This is a genomic window from Streptomyces sp. NPDC001450 (genome assembly GCF_053597295.1).
Window position 1 is genome coordinate 32,047 of record NZ_JBSFHY010000026.1, and the last position, 24,696, is coordinate 56,742.

Here is a 24,696-nt window from a genome sequence, read left to right on the forward strand (position 1 = left end):
GCCGTAGCCACCGGAATACTCCCGTTCCCCCTGAGGTTGTCGCCGACGACGGACGCATGCACATGCATCGACCCTGAAAGGTTCTGTCATGAAGATCGGCATCATCGGCGCGGGCAACATCGGCGGCAACCTCACCCGGCGGCTCACCGCCCTCGGCCACGACGTGTCCGTGGCCAACTCCCGCGGCCCCGAGACCCTGAAGGAGCTGGCCGAGGAGACGGGCGCGACCCCGGTCCCGGCGACGGAGGCCGCCAAGGGCGCCCAGGTCGTCGTGGTCACCATCCCCCTGAACCGGGTCCCCGACCTCCCCGCAGGCCTGCTGGACGGCGCGGCCGAGGGCGTCGCCGTGATCGACACCAACAACTACTACCCGCAGCAGCGCGACGGCCGGATCGCCGGCATCGAGGACGAGGGCCTGACCGAGAGCCGCTGGACCGAACGGCACCTCGGACATCCCGTGATCAAGGCCTTCAACGGCACCTACGCCCAGGACATCCTGGACCGCCCGCGCCCGGCCGGCGACCCCGGGCGCATGGCCCTCCCGGTGGCCGGCGACGACCCGGCCGCCAAGCAGGTCGTCCGTGACCTCATCGACGAACTGGGCTTCGACACCGTCGACACGGGCGGCCTCGACGACTCCTGGCGCCAGCAGCCGGGCACCCCGGTGTACGGCCTGCAGGCGGGCCTGGAAGCCGTGAAGAAGGCCCTGGCGGCGGCATCCCCGGAACGGCCGGCGGAGTTCCGCGGCTGACCCTCAGTCCCCGGCGGCCCACTGCCGCAGAGCGGCCCGGTCCGCGAAGGCGGCCACGTCCTTGTCGTGCGGCTCGCTGCTGTACTGGTGGAAGCGCCACTTGGCCTTGATGCGGGGGTGGCCCGCGCTCACGTAGTCGGCGATCCAGAGGCCGTCGCCGGCGTACGAGGTGACGTCCACGTTCAGCCAGTACTCCCGGTTGGCGTAGAGCAACACCTTGTTGTGGGGGCGGAGTTCCTTCAGCGTCCGGATGAACAGGTCCTTCTCCGCGTTGCTGGCGTGCGTGCCGTCGCTGGTCGTCTCCCAGTCGACGGCGAGTAGGTCGCCCGCCCGCTCGGGGGTGTGCCTGACGAAGTACTGGGCCTGGGCGGCGATGTGACCCGGCCACAGGAAGTGGTAGAAGCCGACGACGAGTCCCGCGTCGCGGCCGTGCCTGGCCTGGGCCGCGAGTCTCGGGTTCACGTACGAACGCCCCTCCGTCGCCTTGATGAAGACGAATGAGAGGCCGTTCGTGTCGTACGACGACGACTGGTACGCGCTGACGTCGATGCCGTGCAGCATGGGGGACTCCCTTGAGTGCCAGTGGGGGGACAGGAGTTGACGTGTTTATGCCCCACATTGGCACGGGAGATCCGCCGGTGCACTCGAAATGTCAGCCCCGGGTCGCCACCGCCCCCAGGACCGAAGCAGGCTTGGCCGACCAGTCCGAGGTGATGATGCTCGCGTGGTCCTTGGCCAGCAGGGCGAGCCGGGCGGCGACTTCGGCGTCCGTGGGATCGGTCGAGGAGATCGCGGGGGATACGCCGTCGGCGCCCGTGGTGATCAGGATGTAGTGGTTCGCGGAGTAGAGCGAGGTGTCGTAGCCGTTGTTCACGTACGTCGCCGCATCACCGTCGAAGAACACGAACCAGGGTCTGATCGAGGCGTCGTAACGGCTGGTGCGCGGGTCTCCGTTCGCGGCGCCGAGCACGGCCGGGAAGGCCTGCGCCTCGCCGATCCTCCCCGCCGCGTACAGGTCGCGGAGATGGTCGCCGTACTCCTCGTCCGTCCAGTAGCTGTCGAACGGGTTGGCCTGCTCCACCGTGCCCGGGATCAGCTCGAAGAGGAACTTGCCCTTGAGGGAGTCACGGGAGGGCCAGGCGCCGGCCTTGGCCGCCGCGTCCAGGGAGGAGTACGTCCCGCCCAGCAGGTCGGACGGCTTGTACACGCTGCCGCCGAGCTTCTGCGACACCAGGGTGTCGAACTCGTCCGGGCCGAGGCCTGCCTTGTTGTTGAAGCCGACCTTCATCTCGACCTTGAACACGATCGGCGCGTGATCGGGGTGCAGCTGGTTCCAGGCCGCGATGTTGTCCAGGCAGCTGCCCAGATCCTGGTTCCGGTTCTTGCTGTACAGCTCGCCCGGCGTCTTCGCGGCCTCGCAGTTGTTGTTGTCGCCGAACGGATTGCTGTGACTGACGCGCCAGCGATGGCTGATGCTGTCCACGTACACGTCCAGTTCGAGCAGCGAGGCACCCGAGTCCAACGCCTGTGCGAAGTAGGTGTACTTGGCCTTGTCGTAGGCGTTGTGCGTCCCGATGGCCGTCGTCTCGGAGAACTTCGGCCCCGCCGCGTGGGCATTCGTCGGCACCGCCGTCAGCAGGGCGGCGGCACCCAGGAACGCCCCCACCCGTCTCACCACACGAACCGCGCGCATGTATGAACTCCCCTACGTTGTCGCTGAGTTGGCGGCAGCGTAGGAGCAATCAGTTACTGAACGGTAGCCCCTGGAGGAACATCGGTCTTTCCCACAGGGGTCACCGCATGTCAACAAGCCCAAGACGGCTGACGTCCCGCGGTCAGCACTCGATGATGTTGACCGCGAGTCCGCCCCGTGCCGTCTCCTTGTACTTCACGGAGAGGGAAGGGATGGCCCCTCCGACCTGATCCGGTGCCGGTCGGCCAGGCTGTCGCGCCAGTACAGGAACGTGCGCCTCGGGTTCGGCAGGAGGTCCCAGGGATGGGGCGTCATGTGGCGTCCGATGCGACGGAAGACGGGGGCGGCTTCGGCCGTGCGGTGGGTTCGGATCAGGGCGAAGGCGAGGAAGTTGAGGTCGGTGACCGCTTCTGCATGCGGCGGAGCGGCGGTGTGGAACCAGTCGGCGAGCGCCGCGTCGATCTCTTCGGCGGCCCGTGGCTCGTGCCAGTGGCCGTCCGCGCCGATCGCGGCGAGCGAGGACCGGCGCCGGAGATGGGCCACGAGTTCCACGCGCGCCGCCACGGTCAGCAGGGCGAGTGGTGAGCCGTGCGGTGCGCGAGTGGCGCTCTGCCGGGCGAAGTCCAGCATGTCGAGGGCCGTTCCATGTCCGCGTGGGGACAGGTGGCGCAGCATCAGGTGGTAAGCGGTCCGGTGCCATGGGGCACGGGTGACGGCCTCGGTCCACACGGGCACGGCAACGTGGACCGGGACGGCGAACGCGTGCATCAGGTTGAGCAGCGCGAGCCATGGAGCCGGATCCTCGGGGCAGGCCGCGGCGGCATGCAGACATGCCTGCTCGGCCTGGCGGGCGGCGTCCCGCCCCTCGTCCGCCGCCCGGGCCGACCGTGCCCAGGCCCGCAGCATCAGGGCGTCCCCGTCACCGGGTCGGTCGGCGGCCCAGCGTTCGGAGACCGAGGGCGGAAGGTTCTGTGCCAGTACGGAGATCCGGTGGGTCCGGCGGTCCCAGTCACGCCCCGTGCCGCGCAGCAGTTCGGCGGCCGGTTCCCAGATGCGCTGGGTACGGGCCGCGCCGAGACCGTGGAGCTGCTGGGCGGGGCGGAGTTCGGTCAGGGTCGAGTGGAGCGCGTGGTCGTCGAGTTCGGGTCGGATCAGCAGGGCTGGGCGGCGTCTGAGCATTTCGGTCCGGGGGTGCGGGCGGACGGGGGCGGGGCGGGCGCGGGCGTCAGGGCTCGGATGGCGCACCGCCCCGCGGTCTTCTCCGTGGGCCTCAGCAGCAGCGGCCCTGCGGGTGAGTCTCCCGGTGCAGCGTGCGCAGCACCTCGTACTCCCGTCGGGTCGGTACCGGCGCGAGGGGGTGGTGGCGCCGATGACGTTCGCAGTAGCGGTCGTACTCCGCCTCCCCGGTCAGCTCGCGCAGGTACCAGTGCACCGTCCGCGCCCACCGAGGGGTGTTCACGAGCGGGCTCCGACCAGCGATTCGGCGGCCTGCCCGGGCACGTCGAGGCGGGATTCGACGTACGGCGCCTCGGTCGTCGGCAGCGCGCTCGGGGAACGGACGGCCCGTACGCACACCGCCGCCGCGTTGATGATCACCACCGCGACCAGCAGCAGGAAGAGCGCCATCAGCACGCCGTCGACCGTGGAGTTGGTGACCACGGTGTGCATGTCGTCGAGGCTCTTGGCGGGCGGCAGGACCTGCCCCGCGTCGACGGCGTCGGCGTACTTGGCCCGCTGGGCGAAGAAGCCGACCTTCGGATCGCCGGAGAAGATCTTCTGCCAGCCGGCGGTGAAGGTGACTGCGGTCACCCAGGCCAGTGGGGCGCCGGTGACCCAGGCCCAGCGCAGCCGCCCGGACTTGATCAGGATCGTGGTGCAGACGGTGAGGGCGACGGCGGCGAGGAGCTGGTTGGCGATCCCGAAGAGGGGGAACAGCTGGTTGATTCCGCCCAGCGGGTCGGTGGCGCCGGTGTAGAGGAAGTAGCCCCAGGCGGCCACGACGAGTCCGCTGCACAGCCAGATGCCCGGCTTCCAGTTGACGCGGCCGATGGGCTTGTAGACGTTGCCGAGCATGTCCTGGAGCATGAACCGTCCGACCCGGGTGCCCGCGTCGACCGTCGTCAGGATGAACAGAGCCTCGAACATGATCGCGAAGTGGTACCAGAAGGCCTTCATCGCGGTGCCGCCGAAGATCCCGGAGAAGATCTCCGACATGCCCACGGCGAGGGTCGGCGCGCCGCCGGAGCGGGCGATCAGCGTTTGTTCCTGCACGGTCTGCGCCGCACGTGTGAGCTGGTCGGGGGTGATGGTGAAGCCGAGGCCGGCCACCGCGTGCGAGGCGGACTCGGCCGTCGTACCGAGCAGGCCGGCGGGCGCGTTCATCGCGTAGTACAGGCCGGGTTCGAGCGTGGCGGCGGCAATCAGCGCCATGATCGCCACGAACGACTCCATCAGCATGGCCCCGTAGCCGATCATCCGGACCTGGGACTCCTTCTGAATCAGCTTCGGGGTCGTCCCGGAGGAGACCAGCGCGTGGAAGCCGGACAAGGCGCCGCAGGCGATGGTGATGAAGAGGAAGGGGAAGAGGGAGCCGGCGAAGACCGGGCCCGCGCCCGAAGTGGCGAACTTGCTGACCGCGTCCGCGTGCAGCACGGGCGCGGCGACCACGACGCCGGCCGCGAGCAGGGCGATGGTGCCGATCTTCATGAAGGTGGAGAGGTAGTCGCGGGGCGCGAGCAGCATCCACACCGGCAGGACGGAGGCGACGAAGCCGTATCCGGCCAGACAGAAGACGAGGGTCGTCGGGCTCAGCGTGAAGGCACCGGCGAGCGAGGAGTTCTGGATCCAGCTGCCGCCGACGATCGCGAGGAGCAGCAGCGCCACGCCGATGAGGCTGGTCTCGAGGATGCGGCCGGGGCGGATGCGGTGCATCCAGAAGCCCATGAAGAGGGCGATGGGGATGGTCATGGCGACGGAGAAGGTGCCCCACGGGGAGTGGGCGAGCGCGTTGACCACGACCAGGGCGAGCACCCCGAGCAGGATGATCATGATGGCGAAGACGGCGATCAGCGCCGCCGCCCCGCCCGCCCGGCCGATCTCGTCACGGGCCATCTGCCCGAGCGACGTGCCGTCCCGCCGCATGGACAGGAACAGCACCACCATGTCCTGCACCGCCCCGGCGAAGATCACCCCGGCGACGATCCACAGCGTGCCGGGCAGATAGCCCATCTGCGCCGCGAGCACCGGGCCCACCAGCGGCCCGGCGCCGGCGATCGCGGCGAAGTGGTGGCCCAGGAGCACCCGGCGGTCGGTGGGCTGGAAGTCGACGCCGTCCTTGAGGCGTTCGGCGGGGGTGGCCCGGTGGTCGTCCGGCTTCAGCACGCGGCGGGCGATGAAGCGGGAGTAGAAGCGGTAGGCGATGGCGTACGAGCCGAGCGCGGCCACCACCAGCCAGACCGCGGAGATCCGCTCGCCGCGGGCCAGTGCGAGGACGCCCCAGGCCGCGGCTCCGAGCAGGGCGACGGCAGTCCACGAAAGGACCGCCCGCGGAGTCGTACGGGACCGGGTCGGCGGCGGCCCTTGTGGCGCCGTCCGACCGGATTCGGGCATGGCTGACGTAGGCATGGCGGCTCCTCACCTGGACGGTGGTGTGTGGTGGTACGGATGCGTACGGATCAGGGGGCGTGGCGTTCGTGCCTGGTCAGCGCGTACGCGGCAAGCAGACAGAGGCCGCACCCCGGCACCCAGGCGAGCTGGTACCAGTAGAAGAACGGCGTCCCCGCGAGCCGGGGGCTCGCACCGGCGTACCAGGGAACCCACAGCAGCCCCGCCGCGGGAGCGAGGAGCAGTACGGCGATCGCGACGTGCCGCAGCCCGTGATGACCGGTCCGTGCCATGACCTGCGCTCCTCTCCCGCTCGCTGTCGGTCTGTGCAAGAGTTGCCCACCCGCCGGAACCGGTTGACAGCGAATTTCCGGACGATTTCCCGCCGGTTCCCTGTCATCGGAACCGCCCGGCCGCGCAACTCTCGGGCGAGGGTTCAGGTACACCAAGGACGGTGACGCATGGCTGACGGCGCCATGACCGCGACGTTCCTCACCGTGATTGGCGGGGCGTCACTGCTCGCCGTCACCGCGCGCCGGCTTCGTCCGGACGACCGGCTTCCCTCCCTGGAGGGCTGGGCCCTCGCCGACCGAAGCCTCGGCCCCGTGTGGACCTGGCTGCTGCTCGGCGGCACGATCTTCACCGCCTACACCTTCACCGCCGTACCGGGACTGGCCTACGGCAACGGGGCGCCGGCCTTCTTCGCCGTGCCCTACACGGTGGTCGTCTGCCCGCTCGCCTTCGTCCTGCTGACCCGCCTGTGGACCGTGGCCCGCCGGCACGGCTATGTCACCGCCGCCGACTTCGTACGCGGGCGATACGGTTCACCGCCGCTGGCTCTGGTGGTCGCGCTGACCGGGATCCTGGCGACGATGCCGTACCTGGCGCTGCAACTGCTCGGCATACGCGCGGTGTTGACGGCCGGGGGCGTCTATCCACGGGGTGCGACCGGTGACGTGGTGATGGTGGCGCTCTTCGCGGGGCTCGCGGTGGCGACGTACCGGCACGGGCTGCGCGCACCCACCGTCATCTCCGCGCTCAAGGCGGTGGCCGTGTTCGTCTCGCTGACCGCCGTCTGCTGGCTGGTCCTCGACCGGCTCGGCGGCCCCGGCCCGGTCTTCGACGGCGCGGCGCGGCGGCTCGGCGGGACGGACGCGGCCCACTCCGCCCTGCTCCTGTCCCCGGCCCAGCAGCCTGCTTACGCCACCCTCGCGCTGGGCTCCGCACTGGCCCTGCTGATGTACCCACACGTGCTCACCGCCGGTTTCGCCGCCGACGGCCCCCGCACCCTGCGCAAGGTCTCGGTGGCCCTGCCCGCCTGGACGGGACTGCTCGCGCTCTTCGGCTTCCTCGGCGTTGCGGCCCTCGCGGCGGGGGTGCGGGCCCCGAAGGGCAACGCCGAGGCCGCCGTGCCGATGCTGGTCGACCGGCTGATGCCGGCGCCGCTGGCCGGGCTGGTGTTTGCCGCGATCACCGTGGGGGCGCTCGTCCCGGCCGCCGTGATGTCGATCGCGGCCGCCACCGGCTTCGTACGGAACGTCTACGTCGAGTACGTCCATCCGACGGCCACTCCCAAGCGGCAGGTGCGCGTCGCCAAGGTGGTGTCACTGACCGCGAAGGTGGGGGCGGTCGCGTTCGTGTTCGGGTTGCGGGACCAGGACGCCATCAACCTCCAGCTCCTCGGCGGCGTGTGGATCCTGCAGATCTTCCCGGCCGTCGCCGTCGGGCTCTTCACCGGCCGGCTGCACCCCCGGGCGCTGCTCGCCGGGTGGACCGTGGGCATGGCGGCAGGAACGTTCCTGGTGGTGCGGGAGGGCTTCTCGTCGATCGTGCCGCTCGGCGTCGGGCGGCAGCCGCTGGAGATCTATGCCGGGCTCGCGGCCCTGCTCCTCAATCTGACCGTCGCCGTGGCCGGGACCGCTGCCCTCGAACGCCTCGGGGTCCCGCGCGGCGCCGACGTCACCGACCTGCCGTCCCGCCTGACCGTCAGGCGGCGCCCCGAGACGGGAGCGACCAACCCATGAGACGCAGACAGCCCACGCGCGTACCGGTGCCGCAGACCGCCCCGGCCACCGCCGAGCCGCCGCCGCTGCCCTCCGCGCCGATTTCGCGTCAAGCCGCCGACATCGGATCGCTCGCCCCGGCGGCGGGCGATCCGGCCGAGCTGGAGCGGGAGGCGGCTCTGGCCCGCCTGTTCGAGCTGCACTACGCCTCGATGCTGCGCCTCGCCGTCCTGCTCGGCGCCGACGACCCGGAGAACGTGGTGGCCGAGGCCTACTACCAGATCTACCGCAAGTGGCGGCGGCTGCGGGACGCCGAGGCGGCGGAGGCATATCTGCGCTCCACGGTCTGCAACCTGACCCGGATGCGGATCCGCCACCTCCAGGTGGCCCGCAAACATGCCGAGACCCCGCCCCGTGATGTCGTCGCCTCCGCCGAGAGCACCGCCCTGCTCCACGACGACCAGCGCGTCCTGATCGACGCCCTCCAGCAACTGCCCGCCCGGCAGCGCGAAGCGCTCGTCCTGCGCCACTGGCTCGGTCTCAAGGAGGGGGAGATAGCCGCCGCGATGGGAATCTCCTGCGGGTCGGTCAAGACACACACCGCGCGCGGCATCGCCGCCCTGACCCAGGCGATGGAGGCCCGGCGATGAACGACACCTTCCCGAACCGGACGGGAAACGCGGAAAAGGCCGAGAAGGACATGGTCCAGGACCGGACCGAACAGGAACTGCGCGCAGCGCTGGAGAGGCTGGCCGACGGGGTGCGAGCCGCCCCCGACGCCTATCGCACGGCCCGCGGTGACTGGTTGCGCCGAGAACGGCGTCGACGACTGGTCCTCGCCGTCCTGATCGCGGTCGTCTTCACGCTCGCGACACTGATCGGCCTGTGGGTCCTCAACCAGACCCCGTCCGGCTCCGGCGTGGTCTTCTCGGGTGCCCCGGGCACGGTCGCCACCGACGTTCGGTAGGCCTCGGCGGGATGATGTTCACGCGGGAGACGGCGTCGTCAAAGCGGGCCTGGCTGATCCTGGGGTCACGTGCTTCGACGAGGGTGACGGAGCTGATGACGACGCGGACGTCCTCCGCCTCGGTGGTGGCCGGCCACTCAGTGAGTTCGGGTGTGCGTCGTGGCGTCCGCCGAGCCGGCCGAGTCGCCGGGCAGGACGGCTCGTTCGGCTTCGACCGCGGCCTGGTCTACAGGGCCGTGTTCCGATTCGGCGTCTTCGCAAGACACGAACGCGCTGGGCAGGGCCTACATCCTCAGCACTCGATGATGTTGACCGCGAGTCCGCCCCGCGCCGTCTCCTTGTACTTCACGCTCATGTCCGCGCCCGTGTCCTTCATGGTCTTGATGACCTTGTCCAGGGACACCTTGTGGGAGCCGTCGCCGCGCATCGCCATCTTCGCGGCCGTGACCGCCTTCACCGCGGCCATGCCGTTGCGCTCGATGCAGGGGATCTGGACCAGGCCGCCGACCGGGTCGCAGGTGAGGCCGAGGTTGTGCTCCATGCCGATCTCGGCGGCGTTCTCGACCTGCTCCGGGCTGCCGCCGAGGACCTCGGCGAGGGCGCCGGCCGCCATCGAGCAGGCGGAGCCCACCTCGCCCTGGCAGCCGACCTCGGCGCCGGAGATGGAGGCGTTCTCCTTGAAGAGCATGCCGATCGCGCCGGCGGCCAGGAGGAAGCGGACCACGCCGTCCTCGTCGGCGCCGGGCACGAAGTCGATGTAGTAGTGCAGGACCGCCGGGATGATGCCGGCCGCGCCGTTCGTGGGGGCGGTGACCACGCGGCCGCCCGCCGCGTTCTCCTCGTTCACGGCCATCGCGTACAGCGTGAGCCACTCCATGGCGTGCGCGAGCGGGTCGCCCTCGGCGCGCAGCTGGCGGGCCGTGACGGACGCGCGGCGGCGGACCTTCAGACCGCCGGGCAGGATGCCCTCGCGGGACATGCCGCGCCGCACGCACTCGCGCATCACGCGCCAGATCTCCAGCAGGCCCGCCCGGATCTCCTCCTCCGTGCGCCAGGCCCGCTCGTTCTCCAGCATCAGGGAGGAGATCGACAGGCCGGTCTCCTTCGTGAGGCGGAGCAGCTCGTCGCCGGTGCGGAAGGGATACTTCAGGACCGTGTCGTCCAGCACGATGCGGTCCGCGCCGACCGCGTCCTCGTCCACGACGAAGCCGCCGCCGACCGAGTAGTACGTCTTGGAGAGCAGTTCCGTGCCCGCGGCGTCGTACGCCCACAGCGTCATGCCGTTGGCGTGGTACGGGAGCGCCTTGCGGCGGTGCAGCTTCAGGTCGGCGTCGAAGTCGAACGCGATCTCGTGCTCGCCGAGCAGGCTCAGCCGCTTGTTCGCCTTGATGTCCGCCACCCGCTGGTCCGCCGTCTCCACGTCCACCGTGCGCGGCGAGGCGCCCTCCAGGCCGAGCAGCACCGCCTTGGGCGTTCCGTGGCCGTGGCCGGTCGCGCCGAGTGAGCCGTACAGCTCGGAGCGTATCGACGTGACGGATTCCAGCAGCCCTTCGTTGCGCAGTCGCCGCGCGAACATGCGCGCCGCGCGCATCGGGCCGACCGTGTGGGAGCTGGACGGGCCGATGCCGATCGAGAACAGGTCGAAGACCGAGATGGCCACGGGGAACTCCTCAATACGGGGGTGGTGCTCAGGGGTGTGGTGCGGGGTGGGCACCCCCCGGCACCGCGCGCACTTCTGGTGTCCAGTGTGCGCGGTGCCGGGGTACTTCGGACTTACTTGTTGAGACCGGGGTACAGCGGGTGCTTGTCGGCCAGGGCCTTGACCCGGGCCTTGAGAGCTTCCGCGTCGGCCTCCCCGAAGGGGGAAGGCGCCTTGAGTGCCTCGGCGATCACGTCCGCGACCTCGGCGAAGTCCTCGGCCGTGAAGCCGCGGGTCGCCAGGGCGGGCGTGCCGATCCGCAGGCCCGACGTGACCATCGGGGGACGCGGGTCGTTCGGGACGGCGTTGCGGTTGACCGTGATGCCGACCTCGTGGAGGCGGTCCTCGGCCTGCTGGCCGTCCAGCTCGGACTCGCGCAGGTCGACCAGGATCAGGTGCACGTCCGTGCCGCCGGAGAGCACGTTCACGCCGGCCTCGCGGGCGTCGGCCGCGGTCAGCCGCTCGGCGAGGATCTGCGCGCCCTCCACCGTACGGCGCTGGCGCTCCTTGAAGTCCTCCGAGGCGGCGACCTTGAAGGAGACCGCCTTGGCCGCGATCACGTGCTCCAGGGGGCCGCCCTGGAAGCCCGGGAAGACGGACGAGTTCAGCTTCTTCGCGAAGTCCTTCTTCGCGAGGATGATGCCGCCGCGCGGGCCGCCGAGCGTCTTGTGGGTCGTGGAGGTGACCACGTCCGCGTACTCGACCGGGTTCGGGTGGAGACCGGCGGCGACCAGGCCCGCGAAGTGCGCCATGTCGACCCACAGGTAGGCCTCGACCTCGTCGGCGATCCGGCGGAACTCGGCGAAGTCCAGCTGACGCGGGTACGCCGACCAGCCCGCGATGATCACCTTCGGGCGGTGCTCCTTGGCCAGGCGCTCGACCTCGGCCATGTCGACCAGGCCGGTCTCGACGTCCACGTGGTAGGCGACCACGTTGAACTGCTTGCCGGAGAAGTTCAGCCGCATCCCGTGGGTCAGGTGGCCGCCGTGCGCCAGGTCCAGGCCGAGGATGGTGTCCCCGGGCTGGGCCAGCGCGAACAGGGCCGCCTGGTTCGCGGACGCGCCGGAGTGGGGCTGCACGTTGGCGTACTCGGCGCCGAACAGCTCCTTGATCCGGTCGATGGCGATCTGCTCGGCGACGTCGACGTGCTCGCAGCCGCCGTAGTAGCGGCGGCCCGGGTAGCCCTCGGCGTACTTGTTGGTGAGGACCGAGCCCTGGGCCTCCATCACCGCGAGCGGCGCGAAGTTCTCAGAGGCGATCATCTCCAGGGTCGACTGCTGGCGGTTCAGCTCGGCGTCGACCGCGGCGGCGATCTCCGGGTCCAGCTCGTGCAGGGACGTGTTCAGGACAGTCATACGGCTACGACTCCTCAGCCGGCGGTGAAGGCGGTGTACTCGTCGGCGGAGAGCAGGTCGGCCGGCTCGTCCGTGATGCGTACCTTGAACAGCCAGCCGCCCTCGAAGGGGGCCGAGTTGACCAGCGACGGGTCGTCGACGACGTCCTGGTTGATCTCGGTGATCTCACCGGTCACGGGTGCGTACAGGTCGCTGACCGACTTGGTCGACTCCAGCTCGCCGCAGGACTCGCCCGCGGACACCGTGTCACCGACCTCCGGGAGCTGGACGAAGACGACATCGCCGAGCGCGTTGGCCGCGTGCTCCGTGATGCCGACCGTCGACACGCCGTCCTCGGCGGCCGACAGCCACTCGTGCTCCTTGCTGTAGCGCAGCTGCTGGGGGTTGCTCATGGCCTGAATTCTCCTGTACGCGCGGGAGTGCTGATGAATGGGGGACTGCTGAACCTGCTGATGAGCAGGTGAAGTGTGCGCAGGGTCACGTTCTGGGTACGGACCGCGCCCAGTGTCTACTTCTGGCGCTTGTAGAACGGCAGCGCCACGACCTCGTACGGCTCGTGGCTCCCGCGGATGTCCACACCAACGCCCGCGGTGCCCGGCGCCGCGTGCGCAGCGTCGACGTAGGCGATGGCGATCGGCTTGCCCAGGGTGGGGGAGGGGGCGCCGGAGGTGACCTCGCCGATGACCTCGCCGCCGGCGACGACGGCGTACCCGGCGCGCGGCACCCGGCGGCCCTCGGCGATCAGGCCGACGAGCACCCGCGGCGGGTTCTGCTCGGCCTTGGCGGCGGCCTCGGTGAGCGCCTCGCGGCCCACGAAGTCGCCCTCCTTCTCGAACTTCACCACGCGGCCGAGCCCGGCGTCGAACGGTGTCAGGGACGTGGTCAGCTCGTGCCCGTACAGCGGCATGCCCGCCTCCAGGCGCAGGGTGTCCCGGCAGGACAGGCCGCAGGGCACCAGACCGACGCCCTCGCCGGCCTTGGTCAGCGCCTGCCACAGCTCCACGGCGTGCTCGGGCTTCACGAACAGCTCGAAGCCGTCCTCGCCGGTGTAGCCGGTGCGGGCGATCAGGGCGGGGACGCCGGCGACCGTGCCGGGCAGGCCCGCGTAGTACTTCAGGCCGTCCAGGTCGGCGTCCGTGAGGGACTTCAGGATGCCGGGGGACTCGGGGCCCTGGACCGCGATCAGCGCGTACGCGTCACGGTCGTCGCGCACCTCGGCGTCGAAGCCCGCGGCGCGCTCGGTCAGCGCGTCCAGCACCACCTGGGCGTTGGAGGCGTTGGCGACGACCATGTACTCGGTCTCGGCGAGGCGGTAGACGATCAGGTCGTCCAGGATGCCGCCGTCGGCCTGGCAGATCATGGTGTAGCGGGCGCGGCCGACGCCGACGGAGGCGATGTTGCCGACCAGGGCGAAGTTCAGCAGGGCCGCCGCCTCCGCGCCGGTCACGGTGATCTCACCCATGTGGGAGAGGTCGAAAAGGCCGGCCTTGGTCCGCACGGCCACGTGCTCGTCGCGCTCGGAGCCGTAGCGCAGGGGCATGTCCCAGCCCGCGAAGTCGGTCATCGTCGCACCGAGCGAGCGATGGAGCGCGTCCAACGCGGTGTGACGGAGTTCGGTACTGCTCATCGGTCGGTCGTCTCCCAGGGCAGGCTGACGGGCGAGGTAGTTCCTCCCCATCTGTCATCGGAACCTGAGAGGTTCGCCGAGACCGCCACAGGGACGATCACGGCTTGCACCTTGGGTGGAGCCACTGACACAGCGGCCCGCTTTTCAGATGTGCCTCGCCCGCGCGGTAACGGGGCCTGAGAGATTCAAGGGAGGGACTTGCTCCTTCGGCGCCCCAGCGAAGGCTGCTGGGAACTCTCCCGCGCGGATTCAAACGGCCGGTATGCAGTTGGCGCGCACATCATTGCACGCCTCACCCCCACCCGTCAGGGCCGCATCTGTAACCGACCTGTGGCAGTACGCGCACCGAACCACTGGACGCGGCGCATTACCTTCTCTTTACATGTGATGGGCATGGGATTACCAGGCCCACAGGGGAGGACGATCACGGTGAACAGGACCACGGCCTACGCCGCCACCACCGGCATCGCGGTGGCGAAGCAGCCCTCCGCCCCGGCCCGCGAGCGCTGCGCCGACCGCCCGGCCCCGGTCGTCCGCGACCTGCGCGACCGAGAGGGCCGCAGCCCGCGCGCCCTGCACTTCGGGCCCGCCGACCTGGTGGTGATCACCGGCCTGCCCGGCAGCGGCAAGTCCACGCTGATGCACCGCGCGGTCACCGGCCACCGCGTCGACTCCCAGGACACCCGCGACCGCTGGGACGCCCGCGCGCCCCGCTTCCTTCCCTACGCGCTCTACCGTCCCCTGGTCCGGCTCGCCCACTACGCCGGACTGCGCCGCGTCCTGCGCACCGGCGAGGGTGTCGTCGTGCACGACTGCGGCACCCAGTCCTGGGTGCGCGCCTGGCTGGCCCGCGAGGCCCGCCGCCGCGGCGGCACCCTGCACCTGCTCCTCCTCGACGTCACCCCCGGCACCGCCCGCGAGGGCCAGCGCGAGCGCGGCCGCGGCGTGTCCCGCTACGCCTTCAGCCGCCACCGCCGTACGACCGCCCGGCTGCTGCGCGCGGTGGAGCGCGGCGAGCTGCCCGCCGGCTGCGACTCGGCGGTGCTGCTGGACCGGGACGCGGCGGACGTCCTGCACCGCATAGCCTTCACCGGCTGATCGGACCGGCCGCTGTCACAGGCACCCGCTAGCCTTCTGATCCACAGCATGGTTCCCAGCAGGCGGTAGGCAGATGGACTTCCCGGCGGACACTCCCGCGGACTTCCCGGCACAGACGCACCCCCACCCGCACGGCGGTTGGCCCGGCAACGAGCTGGAGGAGGTGCTCTCGGCCTCCCTCGGCATACCCTCCGCGGGCGGCCGGATCATCGAGGTGCTGGGCCGGAGCTTCCTCTGGATCCCCCTGCCGAGCGGCGGCGGCCCGCAGAGCGGCCCCCTGGACCTGCCCACGATGGACATCGAGGGCCAGGTGTACGTCCCGGTCTTCAGCTCCGAGGAACAGCTCCGCCAGGCGACCGGCTCCCACATGTCGTACACCATCGCCCCGGCGGTGGAGTTCGCCCGCGGCCTGCCTCCGCAGGTCGGTATCGCCGTCAACCCCGACGGCGTGGTCGGCATACCGCTGCCGCCGGAGGCGGTGGCCGAGCTGTGCCGCGCGGGCCGCACCCCGCTGGACGGCCCCGGCTCAGGCGGCCGGGTCCGCCTCTTCGAGCCCGACTGGCAGGACGACCCGGTCGACTTCCTGACCGCCGCCTCCGCCGAGTTCGCCGCGACCGGCGTGGTCCTCACCGCCCGCCGGTGCCTCGCCGCCGTCGAGACGGCCGACCCCGTGATGTTCGTGGGTGTCGAACTCTCCCAGTGGGAAGGCGACCTACGAGCCGTCCCCCTGGACGCCCTCGGCAAGGCCCTCGGCAAAGTCCCGGTCAAGTGGCCGGTCAACCTGGTCCTCCTGGACGTGGCCCAGGACCCGGTGGCCGACTGGCTCAGGACGAACGTGCGCCCTTTCTACCAGTACGGGCATTAGCTTCTACGGCCACTGGAAGCCAACCCAGGGGCAGCCAACCCAGGGGTGCGGGGCTGTGTCCGATATGCGGCTCCGCCGCGGGACCCGACAAGCCACCACGCACCCGCACCCGCCGACGGACACGAGGCCCCGAGCCCCTAGGCGCTTAAGCTGTTCCCAAACGCGGGGCAACTCCCAGAAGGGCCGGTACGACAGGTGAGCGCGAGCCACAGCGGCAGCGTCGAGCACATGCTGCGCCAGGTCACCCCAGGGCGCTACGACGCCTACGAGGCACTGCTGCGCGCCCTCGCCACCCCGTCCTCCGGCCAGATCTGGATGCTCCTGTGGCACGGCCAGGCCGGCTCGCCCGACGCCCAGTACGGAAACATGGAGGTCGACGGCTTCAGCTACGCCCCCTGTGTGACCTCCGCCCAGGAACTCTCGGCGAGCGGCTGGAACCGCTCCTACGAGGTGGTCGACGGACTGGACGTGGCCCGCACCCTCTATCCCGACCACTACGGTCTCTGGCTCAATCCGCACGCTCCGGGCGGCGGCGTCGGGATCCCCTGGCTGGACCTGCGCCGCATCGCCACCGGCCTGGACCGCCAGCCGGCCGGCCCCCTGCGGCTGTCCGAACCCGGCATCGAGATCCCGCAGTTCTACGCCCTGCTCGCGCAGAACGCCCACCGCACCCCGGCCCTGCGCTCCCTGCGCCGCGCCTGGGTCCAGCCCGCGCTCGGGGCGCCGTACCTCGCCATCGGTCTGGATGTGTACGACACCTCGCCGGCCGCGGTGGACTCGGTGCGCGCGATGATGCAGCAGTCGGTCGGCGCGGTCCCGGACGGGCTTCCGGTGTCGACGGTCGCGATGACCGACGACTACGACCCGGTCGTGATGTGGATGCGGGCCAGCGCCCGTCCGTTCTACGACCGCGAGGCCCACGCGGCCGCCCCGCAGCCGCAGGCCCCGGCTGCCGGCTACGGATACCCGCCCGTGCACGGCGCCTACTGAGCGGGCACACCCCGCGCTGCCGTGTGCGATGGGTTGATGGCGACGAATGAGTGGTCACCGGGTGTGATGAGCGCGTCCGAGGGCCGGTTCCGTAGGTTCGGATAACGGAACCCCCATGGCTGTATCACGGTTATGCATACTTTCGCCTTGGACTCTGGCGGGTGATCGCAGCCACGCTGAAGACTCCCCACTCAGACACGAGGTGCTCACCTCGTGGTCGAGTGCAAGTCGATAAAGCCGCAAACCTTCGCGGCAGACGCGGGCCGGGCAACAACCGGCTAGAGGGGTCGGGTTCACAGTGACCGCACCGATCGAGACCACCGGAGCCGAGGCCGAGACCCCGCCCGAGGCTGTGCTCGCCGGGGTCAAGAAATCCCAGATCGAAGGGCGTTCACTCTCGCAGATCGCCTGGACCCGGTTCAAACGGGACAAACTGGCCGTGGCGGGCGGGGTCGTCGTCATCCTGCTCGTGCTGATGGCGGTGTTCGCGAAGCCGATCGAGTGGGCTTTCGGGCTGGACCCCAACCAGTTCCACCAGGACCTCATCGATCCGGCTCGACTGGCCCCCAAGGGCAGCTGGGGCGGTATGAGTTGGAGCCACCCGCTGGGCGTGGAGCCGCAGTACGGCCGTGACATGCTCGCCCGCATCATCGAGGGCTCCTGGGTATCGCTGCTGGTCGCCGGCGGCGCCACCCTGCTGTCCGTGCTCATCGGTACCGTGCTCGGCGTCGTCGCCGGCTACTACGGCGGCTGGGTCGACAGCGTCATCAGCCGGCTGATGGACACCTTCCTGGCGTTCCCGCTGCTGCTGTTCGCCATCGCCATCTCGGCGTCGGTGCAGGATGGTTTCTTCGGTTTCAACGGCCTGCCGCTGCGCATCGGCGTGCTGATCTTCGTGATCGGCTTCTTCAGCTGGCCGTACATCGGCCGTATCGTGCGCGCCCAGACGATGAGCCTCGCGCGGCGCGAGTTCGTGGAGGCCGCAACCAGCCTGGGCGCCCGCGGCCCGTACATCCTGTTCCGCGAACTGCTCCCCAACCTCGTCGCGCCGGTCCTCGTCTACTCGACGCTGATCATCCCGACGAACATCCTCTTCGAGGCCGCGCTGAGCTTCCTCGGAGTCGGTATCGCGCCGCCGCAGGCTTCTTGGGGCGGAATGCTCAGCAACGCCGTGGATCTCTACACCGCAGATCCGCAGTTCATGTTCGTGCCCGGACTGGCGATCTTCATCACCGTCCTGGCATTCAACCTGCTGGGTGACGGGCTGCGTGACGCGCTCGACCCTCGCAGCAAGTGATCCACATCGATCGAGGGGGCATTCCTCACGTGAAGACGAGAAGGGTTACCGCCGCCGTGGCGACGGTCCTGGCGGTCTCGCTCGGCGCTGCCGCGTGCGGCGGCGGTAATGACAGCAACAACAACGGTGGCGGTTCCGCCAAGAAGGACGCGGCGCTGGACTCCATCGTCAACGCGTCGAGCAAGAAGGGGGGGACGGTCAACCTCGAGGACTCAGACGTTCCGGACTCCCTGGACCCGGGCAACACGTACTACGGCTTCGTGCAGAACTTCTCGCGTCTGTACGCCCGTACGCTCGTCACCTTCAAGCCGGCCGCCGGCAAGGACGGCCTCACCGTCGTCCCCGACCTCGCCGACTCCCTCGGCAAGGCCAGCGCCGACGCCAAGACCTGGACGTACCACCTGCGTTCGGGCCTGAAGTTCGACGACGGCACGCCGATCACGTCCAAGGACGTCAAGTACGCGATCGAGCGCTCCAACTTCGCGCCCGAGGCCCTGTCCAACGGTCCCACGTACTTCAAGGCGTACCTGAAGGGCGGCGACAAGTACAAGGGCCCCTACAAGGACAAGAAGGGTCTCGACTCGATCGCGACCCCGGACGACCAGACGATCGTCTTCCACCTGGCCAAGCCCTTCGCCGACTTCGACTACCTGGCGACCTTCTCCCAGACGGCCCCCGTGCCGCAGGCGAAGGACGACGGCGCGAAGTACGTCCAGCACATCGTGTCCTCCGGCCCCTACAAGTTCGCCTCGTACGAGGAGGGCGCCAGCGCCTCCCTCGTCCGCAACCCGAACTGGGACCCGAAGTCGGACCCGATCCGCAAGGCGCTGCCGGACAAGATCAACGTCAAGTTCAAGGTCAACCCGGTCACGGTCGACAACGACCTGCTCGCCGACAAGATCACGGCCGACATCACGGGCGCCGGCGTGCAGCCGCAGACCCAGCCGCGCATCCTGGACGGCAAGTACGCCAAGCAGACGGACAACTCGTACGCGGGCGCCACGGGTTACATGGCCCTGAACCTGCACGTCGCTCCGTTCGACAACGTCCACTGCCGCAAGGCCGTCCAGTGGGCCCTCGACAAGCAGTCGGTCATCGACGCCATGGGCGGCTCGCCCAAGGGCGACGTGGCCACCACGCTGCTGCCGCCGTCGGTCAACGGCTACACCAAGTTCGACACCTACGCCACGCCGGGCCACAAGGGTGACGCGGCCAAGGCCAAGGACGAGCTGAAGCAGTGCGGCAAGCCGAGCGGCTTCTCCACCACGCTGACGGCCCGCGCCGACCGCCCCGCCGAGGTGGCGGCCGCCACGGCCATCCAGAACTCGCTGAAGGGCGTCGGCATCAAGGTCGACATCAAGCAGTTCCCCTCCGGCAAGTACTTCTCCAACTTCGCCGGTGTCCCGAGCTACGTCCACCAGCACAAGCTCGGCATGATGATGATGGCGTGGGGCGCCGACTGGCCGACCGGCTACGGCTTCCTGGACCAGATCATCGACGGTTCGGCCATCAAGCCCTCGGGCGGCAACAACCTGATGGAGCTGAACGACCCGAAGATCAACAAGGCCCTGTCCGACGCCATCTCCAACACCGACTCCTCGGCCCGCACCAAGGCCTGGGGCGACATCGACAAGATGGTCCTGGACAACGCCTCGGTCGTCCCGCTGATCTACCGCAAGAACCTGCTGATCAGGCCTACGTCCGCGACCAACGTCACGGTCACGCAGGCGTACCTCGGCATGTACGACTACACGCTGCTGGGCTCCTCGAAGTAACAGCAGGCCGGATACCCCTGAAAGGCAGGTGAAGGCACCGGGCGGCCGGGACGGACACACTCCGTCCCGGCCCCCCGGAGCCGCACAGCTGTGGCTGCGTACATCATCCGACGCGTCTTCGGCGCCGTGGTGCTGCTGCTGGTGGTCAGCGCAGTCACCTTCGCAATCTTCTTCCTGGTCCCCCGCCTGGGCGGCCAGACGGCCACCCAGCTGGCCACCCAGTACGTCGGCAAGGACGCCAACCCCGAGTCCATCGCCGCGATCAAGAAGAACCTGGGCTTCGACCAGCCCATCTACATCCAGTACTGGGACTACATCAAGGGCCTGTTCGTAGGCGCCGACTACAAGTTCGGTCCCGACGCGACACACTGCAGCGCCCCCTGCTTCGGGTACTCCTTCAAGAGTCACGTCGAGGTGTGGCCGCAGCTCACGCAGCGCATCCCGGTCTCCTTCTCGCTGGCCGTCGGCGCGGCCGTGATCTGGCTGATCTTCGGTGTGACCACCGGCGTCGTCTCGGCGCTGCGCAAGGGCAAGCCCGTCGACCGCATCTCGATGTTCATCGCGCTCGCCGGCGTCTCGCTCCCGATCTTCTTCACCGGCCAGGTCATCAACGTCCTGTTCATCTACCAGTGGTCCATCTGGGACAGCACCGACTACGTGCCCTTCACCCAGAACCCGGGTGAGTGGGCCTGGCACCTGTTCCTGCCCTGGGTCAGCCTCGCGTTCCTCTTCTCCGCCACCTACGCCCGGCTCACCCGGGCGGGCATGCTCGAGACGATGAGCGAGGACTACATCCGGACGGCCCGGGCCAAGGGCCTGCGGGAGAGCACGGTCGTCACCAAGCACGGCCTGCGCGCCACCCTCACCCCGATCGTCACCATCTTCGGCATGGACTTCGGCACCCTCATCGGTACCGCGGTGCTCACCGAGACGGTCTTCTCCCTCCAGGGCATCGGCGCGTACTCGATCCAGGCCATCAAGGACAACGACCTGCCCATCGTGATGGCCGTGACCCTGGTCGCCGCCTTCTTCATCGTCTTCTCCAATCTGGTCGTCGACCTGGTGTACGCAGCCATCGACCCCCGCGTGAGGTACTCGTGAGCAAGCTCGAAAAGGCGGCGCTGGGCGAACCGGCCGCGGACGCCGCCCCTTCCGATGCCGAGGACGTGTTCCTCTCCGTTCGCGATCTGCGCATCCACTTCAACACCGACGACGGCCTGGTCAAGTCCGTGGACGGCGTCAGCTTCGACGTGCGGCGCGGCCAGACCCTGGGCATCGTGGGCGAGTCGGGTTCCGGCAAGTCCGTGACGTCGCTCGGCGTCATGGGGCTGCACCGCGCGGCGAACGCCAAGGTCTCCGGCGAGGTGTGGCTGGACGGGCAGGAGCTGATCGGTGCCGACCCGGACGAGGTGCGCCGGCTGCGCGGCCGGAAGATGGCGATGATCTTCCAGGACCCGCTGTCCGCGATGCACCCCTACTACAAGGTCGGCGACCAGATCGTCGAGGCCTACCGGGTCCACAACAACGTCACCAAGAAGGTGGCCCGCCAGCGCGCCATCGAGATGCTCGACCGGGTCGGCATCCCCGAGCCCGCCAAGCGCATCGACGGCTACCCGCACGAGTTCTCCGGCGGTATGCGCCAGCGCGCCATGATCGCGATGGCACTGGTCAACAACCCCGAACTGCTCATCGCGGACGAGCCGACCACCGCCCTCGACGTCACCGTCCAGGCGCAGATCCTCGACCTGATCCGGGATCTGCAGAAGGAGTTCGGCTCCGCGGTCATCATGATCACGCACGATCTCGGCGTGGTCGCCGAGATCGCCGACGACGTCCTGGTGATGTACGGCGGCCGGTGCGTGGAGCGCGGACCGGTCGGGGAGATCTTCGACAAGCCGCAGCACCCGTACACCTGGGGTCTGCTCGGCTCGATGCCGCGCATCGACCGCGACACCGCCGACCGGCTCATCCCGGTCATGGGCCAGCCGCCGAGCCTCATCAACGTCCCCTCGGGCTGTGCCTTCCACCCGCGCTGCCCGTACGCGGACCTCCCCAAGGGGAACGTCACCCGCACGGTGCGCCCCGAGCTGCAGCAGGTGGAGGGCGGCCACTGGTCCGCCTGTCACCTCTCGGCCGAGGACCGCACGCGGATCTGGACCGAAGAGATTGCGCCGAAGCTGTGAGTGAGACGAAGAAGACAGACACCGTCGAGGACGCCGCCGGCAAGGCGGAGGTCCCGCAGCAGGCGTCGGCTCCCGAGGGCGGCTCCGCCGAGCGTGAGGTGCTGCTCCGGGTCAAGGGCCTGACGAAGCACTTCCCGATCAAGAAGGGCCTCCTGCAGCGCCAGGTCGGCGCCGTGAAGGCGGTCGACGGCATCGACTTCGAGGTGCGCAAGGGCGAAACCCTGGGCGTCGTCGGCGAGTCGGGCTGCGGCAAGTCGACCATGGGCCGGGTCATCACCCGCCTTCAGGACCCGACCGGCGGCACGATCGAGTTCGAGGGCCGGGACATCACGCGGCTGAGCACCGGGAAGATGCGCCCGATGCGCCGCGACATCCAGATGATCTTCCAGGACCCGTACGGCTCCCTGAACCCCCGGCACACCATCGGCTCGATCGTCTCGGCGCCCTTCCGGCTCCAGGGCGTGGAGCCCGAGGGCGGGGTGAAGAAGGAGGTCCAGCGGCTCCTGGAGCTGGTCGGCCTCAACCCCGAGCACTACAACCGCTATCCGCACGAGTTCTCCGGCGGTCAGCGCCAGCGCATCGGCATCGCCCGCGCGCTCGCCCTGAAGCCGAAGCTGGTGGTCGCCGACGAGCCGGTGTCCGCGCTGGACGTGTCGATCCAGGCCCAGGTCGTCAACCTCATGGACGACCTTCAGGAGGAGCTGGGCCTGACGTATGTGATCATCGCGCACGACCTGTCCGTCGTCCGGCACGTCTCGGACCGGATCGCGGTGATGTACCTCGGCAAGATCGTCGAGCTGGCCGACCGCGCCTCGCTGTACGAGGCTCCGATGCACCCGTACACCAAGGCGCTGATGTCGGCCGTGCCGATTCCCGACCCGAAGCGGCGGGGCACCAAGAGCGAGCGCATCCTGCTGCGCGGTGACGTCCCGTCGCCGATCGCGCCGCCCTCCGGCTGCCGTTTCCACACCCGGTGCTGGAAGGCGACGCAGATCTGCAAGACGACCGAGCCGCAGCTGCTGGAGCTGAGGCCCGGTCAGCGGGTCGCCTGCCACCACCCGGAGAACTTCGCCGACCAGGCTCCGCAGGACACGGTCCTGCTCACGGCGGCGAAGGAGGCCTCCGAACTGGTCGGTGAAGCGGTCCTGGAGGAGTCGGCGGAGACGTCGGCGGCGCTCGCCGCCGAGGTCGCGGCGGCGGAGCCGGCCGAGGCGGCTGAGGAGGCGCCGGCCGAGGCCGAGGCTGAATCCGAGGCTCCGGCCCCCAAGTCCCAGGAGTCAACCGACAAGTAGCACATGACAACTGGGCAAAGTCATGTACATGCCCGAACGGGAGAGTGCAGAGTCGTCCGTGTCCGTCCACCGACAGGCACACGCTCGAAAGGGACGACCATGGCACTCTCCCGTTCGGCACGCTTAGGGGCGGTCGCCACCGCGGCGGCCTCCTTCCTCGTCATCGCTGCCTCTCCCGCCCCCACCGCGGGCGCACCCGGCATCGGCGACTCCTACTTCCCGCAGCTCGGCAACGGCGGCTTCGACGCCCGCCACTACGACCTGGACATCGCCTACGACCCGGGCACCGGCCGCCTGGACGGCCGTACGACCCTCACCGCGCGCGCGACCCAGAACCTCTCCTCCTTCGACCTCGACCTGCAGCAGCTGGAGATCACGAAGGTCGAGGTCGACGGCAGACGCGCACAGTTCACGCGCGACGGCGACGAGGTCACCGTCACCCCGCGCCGCTCCCTGGCCAAGGGCCGCGAGTTCACCGTGTCCGTCACCTACGGCGGCATACCCGAGCCGCTCGGCGGGCCCATCGTCTTCGGCTCGAAGTACGGCTGGATGAAGACCGCCGACGGCGTCTTCGTCGCCTGTGAGCCCAACGCCGCCTCCACCTGGTTCCCGTCCAGCGACCACCCCGCCGACAAGGCCACCTACGACATCCGGATCAAGGCACCCGAGGGCCTGACCGGCGTCTCCAACGGCCGGCTCGTGTCGACGTACGACTGGGGCGGCTCGACGTACACGCACTGGCGCGAGAGCCGGCCCATGGCCACCTACCTCGCCACCGCCACCATCGGGAAGTTCGACGTGCAGACCGGCCGTACCCCGGGCGGCATCCCGATCTACGTCGCCGTCGACCCCGTCCTGAAGAACAGCAACAACGTCGACGTGTACGCCGTCACGGCCGCCGCCACCGACTACTGGTCGCAGGTCTTCGGGCCGTACCCCTTCGAGGAGACCGGCGCGATCGTCGACGACATGCCCGAGGCCGGGTTCTCGCTGGAGGTGCAGAGCAAGCCCGCCTACTCGGCGGTGCGCAACGAGACGACCATCGTGCACGAGCTGGCCCACCAGTGGTTCGGCGACTCGGTGAGCGTGGACCGGTGGAAGGACATCTGGCTCAACGAGGGCTTCGCCAGCTACGCCCAGTGGCTGTGGGCGGAGCATCAGGGCACCCGCTCGGCCCACGACTCCTTCCGCGCCGCCTACGACGCCCGCCCCGCCGACGCGGCCTTCTGGCAGATCAAGGTGGCCGACCCGCAGCGCGACACGATGTTCGCCTCCGCCGTCTACCAGCGCGGCGCGATGACCCTCCAGGCGCTGCGGGAGCGCATCGGCGACGAGGCGTTCTTCCGGCTGCTGCCCACCTGGACCCGGCTCCACCGGTACGGCAACGCGGACACGGCCGACTTCATCCGCCTCGCCGAGCGGATCAGCGGGCAGCAGCTGGACGACCTCTTCGACACCTGGCTGTTCACGACAGGCAAGCCGACCCTCTAGGCCTGGC

At 69.7% G+C, this 24,696-nt stretch carries 23 protein-coding genes, 1 pseudogene and 2 riboswitches; of the genes and pseudogenes, 13 read left to right on the forward strand and 11 right to left on the reverse strand.

Going from position 1 to position 24,696, the window contains the following annotated elements:
- Positions 1-73 precede the first annotated feature (73 nt).
- Positions 74-751, forward strand: a complete 678-nt coding sequence (locus tag ACWC5O_RS26590; RefSeq protein WP_450590509.1) for an NADPH-dependent F420 reductase — start codon at positions 74-76, stop codon at positions 749-751.
- Positions 752-754: 3 nt separating this feature from the next.
- Here ACWC5O_RS26590 and ACWC5O_RS26595 read toward each other — a convergent pair whose 3' ends face one another.
- From ACWC5O_RS26595 to ACWC5O_RS26620, 6 genes are all read right to left on the reverse strand, one after another.
- On the reverse strand, positions 755-1,312 hold the full coding sequence (locus ACWC5O_RS26595) for a GH25 family lysozyme (RefSeq protein ID WP_450590497.1): 558 nt from the start codon (positions 1,310-1,312) through the stop codon (positions 755-757).
- A 91-nt stretch (positions 1,313-1,403) separates the two neighbouring features.
- Complete coding sequence (locus ACWC5O_RS26600; RefSeq protein WP_450590496.1) at positions 1,404-2,444, reverse strand: phosphatidylinositol-specific phospholipase C domain-containing protein; 1,041 nt, start codon at positions 2,442-2,444, stop codon at positions 1,404-1,406.
- Between the two features lie 195 nt (positions 2,445-2,639).
- Complete coding sequence (locus tag ACWC5O_RS26605; RefSeq protein ID WP_450590495.1) at positions 2,640-3,623, reverse strand: hypothetical protein; 984 nt, start codon at positions 3,621-3,623, stop codon at positions 2,640-2,642.
- Positions 3,624-3,714: 91 nt separating this feature from the next.
- Complete coding sequence (locus ACWC5O_RS26610; protein ID WP_450590494.1) at positions 3,715-3,903, reverse strand: YbdD/YjiX family protein; 189 nt, start codon at positions 3,901-3,903, stop codon at positions 3,715-3,717.
- Positions 3,900-6,068 carry a carbon starvation CstA family protein gene (locus ACWC5O_RS26615; RefSeq protein ID WP_450590493.1) on the reverse strand — a complete coding sequence of 723 codons (2,169 nt, stop codon included), beginning with the start codon at positions 6,066-6,068 and terminating at the stop codon, positions 3,900-3,902. Before ACWC5O_RS26615 ends, ACWC5O_RS26610 begins: the two co-directional genes overlap by 4 nt.
- 50 nt (positions 6,069-6,118) lie before the next feature.
- Positions 6,119-6,340, reverse strand: coding sequence for a DUF3311 domain-containing protein (locus ACWC5O_RS26620; protein ID WP_450590492.1), 222 nt, complete (start codon positions 6,338-6,340; stop codon positions 6,119-6,121).
- 168 nt (positions 6,341-6,508) lie between these two features.
- Between ACWC5O_RS26620 and ACWC5O_RS26625 the strand changes: the two genes are divergently transcribed.
- Genes ACWC5O_RS26625 through ACWC5O_RS26635 form a run of 3 tightly spaced genes read left to right on the forward strand, consistent with a single transcriptional unit; the run spans position 6,509 to position 9,017 of the window.
- Positions 6,509-8,071, forward strand: coding sequence for a sodium:solute symporter family protein (locus ACWC5O_RS26625; RefSeq protein ID WP_450590491.1), 1,563 nt, complete (start codon positions 6,509-6,511; stop codon positions 8,069-8,071).
- A complete protein-coding gene (locus ACWC5O_RS26630) occupies positions 8,068-8,700 on the forward strand; it encodes a sigma-70 family RNA polymerase sigma factor (protein ID WP_450590490.1) in 633 nt (210 codons plus the stop codon). The genes ACWC5O_RS26625 and ACWC5O_RS26630 overlap by 4 nt, the downstream gene beginning before the upstream one ends.
- A complete protein-coding gene (locus tag ACWC5O_RS26635; protein ID WP_450590489.1) occupies positions 8,697-9,017 on the forward strand; it encodes a hypothetical protein in 321 nt (106 codons plus the stop codon). Before ACWC5O_RS26630 ends, ACWC5O_RS26635 begins: the two co-directional genes overlap by 4 nt.
- A gap of 4 nt (positions 9,018-9,021) precedes the next feature.
- Here the strand turns inward: ACWC5O_RS26635 and ACWC5O_RS26640 are convergent.
- From ACWC5O_RS26640 to gcvT, 5 genes and pseudogenes are all read right to left on the reverse strand, one after another.
- Positions 9,022-9,177: pseudogene (locus ACWC5O_RS26640) on the reverse strand (DNA-binding protein); the annotation flags it as partial.
- Positions 9,178-9,309: 132 nt separating this feature from the next.
- On the reverse strand, positions 9,310-10,677 hold the full coding sequence (locus tag ACWC5O_RS26645) for an L-serine ammonia-lyase (RefSeq protein ID WP_450590488.1): 1,368 nt from the start codon (positions 10,675-10,677) through the stop codon (positions 9,310-9,312).
- Positions 10,678-10,790: 113 nt separating this feature from the next.
- Positions 10,791-12,071 (reverse strand): serine hydroxymethyltransferase, encoded by a 1,281-nt coding sequence (gene glyA / locus ACWC5O_RS26650; RefSeq protein ID WP_450590487.1) that lies wholly within the window; start codon positions 12,069-12,071, stop codon positions 10,791-10,793.
- Between the two features lie 14 nt (positions 12,072-12,085).
- Positions 12,086-12,463 carry a glycine cleavage system protein GcvH gene (gcvH, locus tag ACWC5O_RS26655; RefSeq protein ID WP_450590486.1) on the reverse strand — a complete coding sequence of 126 codons (378 nt, stop codon included), beginning with the start codon at positions 12,461-12,463 and terminating at the stop codon, positions 12,086-12,088.
- 116 nt (positions 12,464-12,579) lie between these two features.
- Complete coding sequence (gene gcvT / locus ACWC5O_RS26660; RefSeq protein ID WP_450590485.1) at positions 12,580-13,698, reverse strand: glycine cleavage system aminomethyltransferase GcvT; 1,119 nt, start codon at positions 13,696-13,698, stop codon at positions 12,580-12,582.
- A 41-nt stretch (positions 13,699-13,739) separates the two neighbouring features.
- Positions 13,740-13,852, reverse strand: a riboswitch (glycine riboswitch).
- Positions 13,853-13,950, reverse strand: a riboswitch (glycine riboswitch).
- 177 nt (positions 13,951-14,127) lie between these two features.
- On the opposite strand from gcvT, the gene ACWC5O_RS26665 reads away from it, so the two are divergent.
- The 9 genes from ACWC5O_RS26665 (at position 14,128) to ACWC5O_RS26705 (ending at position 24,689) form a co-directional block, all read left to right on the forward strand.
- Positions 14,128-14,796, forward strand: coding sequence for an AAA family ATPase (locus ACWC5O_RS26665; RefSeq protein WP_450590484.1), 669 nt, complete (start codon positions 14,128-14,130; stop codon positions 14,794-14,796).
- A gap of 73 nt (positions 14,797-14,869) precedes the next feature.
- Entirely contained in the window at positions 14,870-15,661 is a 792-nt protein-coding gene (locus ACWC5O_RS26670; RefSeq protein ID WP_450590483.1) for an enhanced serine sensitivity protein SseB, read from the forward strand.
- Between the two features lie 228 nt (positions 15,662-15,889).
- Positions 15,890-16,651, forward strand: a complete 762-nt coding sequence (locus ACWC5O_RS26675) for an enhanced serine sensitivity protein SseB C-terminal domain-containing protein (RefSeq protein WP_450590508.1) — start codon at positions 15,890-15,892, stop codon at positions 16,649-16,651.
- 298 nt (positions 16,652-16,949) lie between these two features.
- Positions 16,950-17,948 (forward strand): ABC transporter permease, encoded by a 999-nt coding sequence (locus tag ACWC5O_RS26680; protein WP_450590482.1) that lies wholly within the window; start codon positions 16,950-16,952, stop codon positions 17,946-17,948.
- Between the two features lie 56 nt (positions 17,949-18,004).
- Positions 18,005-19,723, forward strand: a complete 1,719-nt coding sequence (locus ACWC5O_RS26685; RefSeq protein ID WP_450590481.1) for an ABC transporter substrate-binding protein — start codon at positions 18,005-18,007, stop codon at positions 19,721-19,723.
- Positions 19,724-19,813: 90 nt separating this feature from the next.
- Positions 19,814-20,824, forward strand: coding sequence for an ABC transporter permease (locus ACWC5O_RS26690; protein ID WP_450590480.1), 1,011 nt, complete (start codon positions 19,814-19,816; stop codon positions 20,822-20,824).
- Positions 20,821-21,906 (forward strand): ABC transporter ATP-binding protein, encoded by a 1,086-nt coding sequence (locus tag ACWC5O_RS26695; protein ID WP_450590479.1) that lies wholly within the window; start codon positions 20,821-20,823, stop codon positions 21,904-21,906. The genes ACWC5O_RS26690 and ACWC5O_RS26695 overlap by 4 nt, the downstream gene beginning before the upstream one ends.
- On the forward strand, positions 21,903-23,198 hold the full coding sequence (locus ACWC5O_RS26700; RefSeq protein WP_450590478.1) for an ABC transporter ATP-binding protein: 1,296 nt from the start codon (positions 21,903-21,905) through the stop codon (positions 23,196-23,198). Before ACWC5O_RS26695 ends, ACWC5O_RS26700 begins: the two co-directional genes overlap by 4 nt.
- A 99-nt stretch (positions 23,199-23,297) precedes the next feature.
- Positions 23,298-24,689: a M1 family metallopeptidase gene (locus tag ACWC5O_RS26705; protein WP_450590477.1), complete on the forward strand. Its 1,392-nt coding sequence runs from the start codon at positions 23,298-23,300 to the stop codon at positions 24,687-24,689.
- The last annotated feature ends 7 nt before the right edge of the window (positions 24,690-24,696 follow it).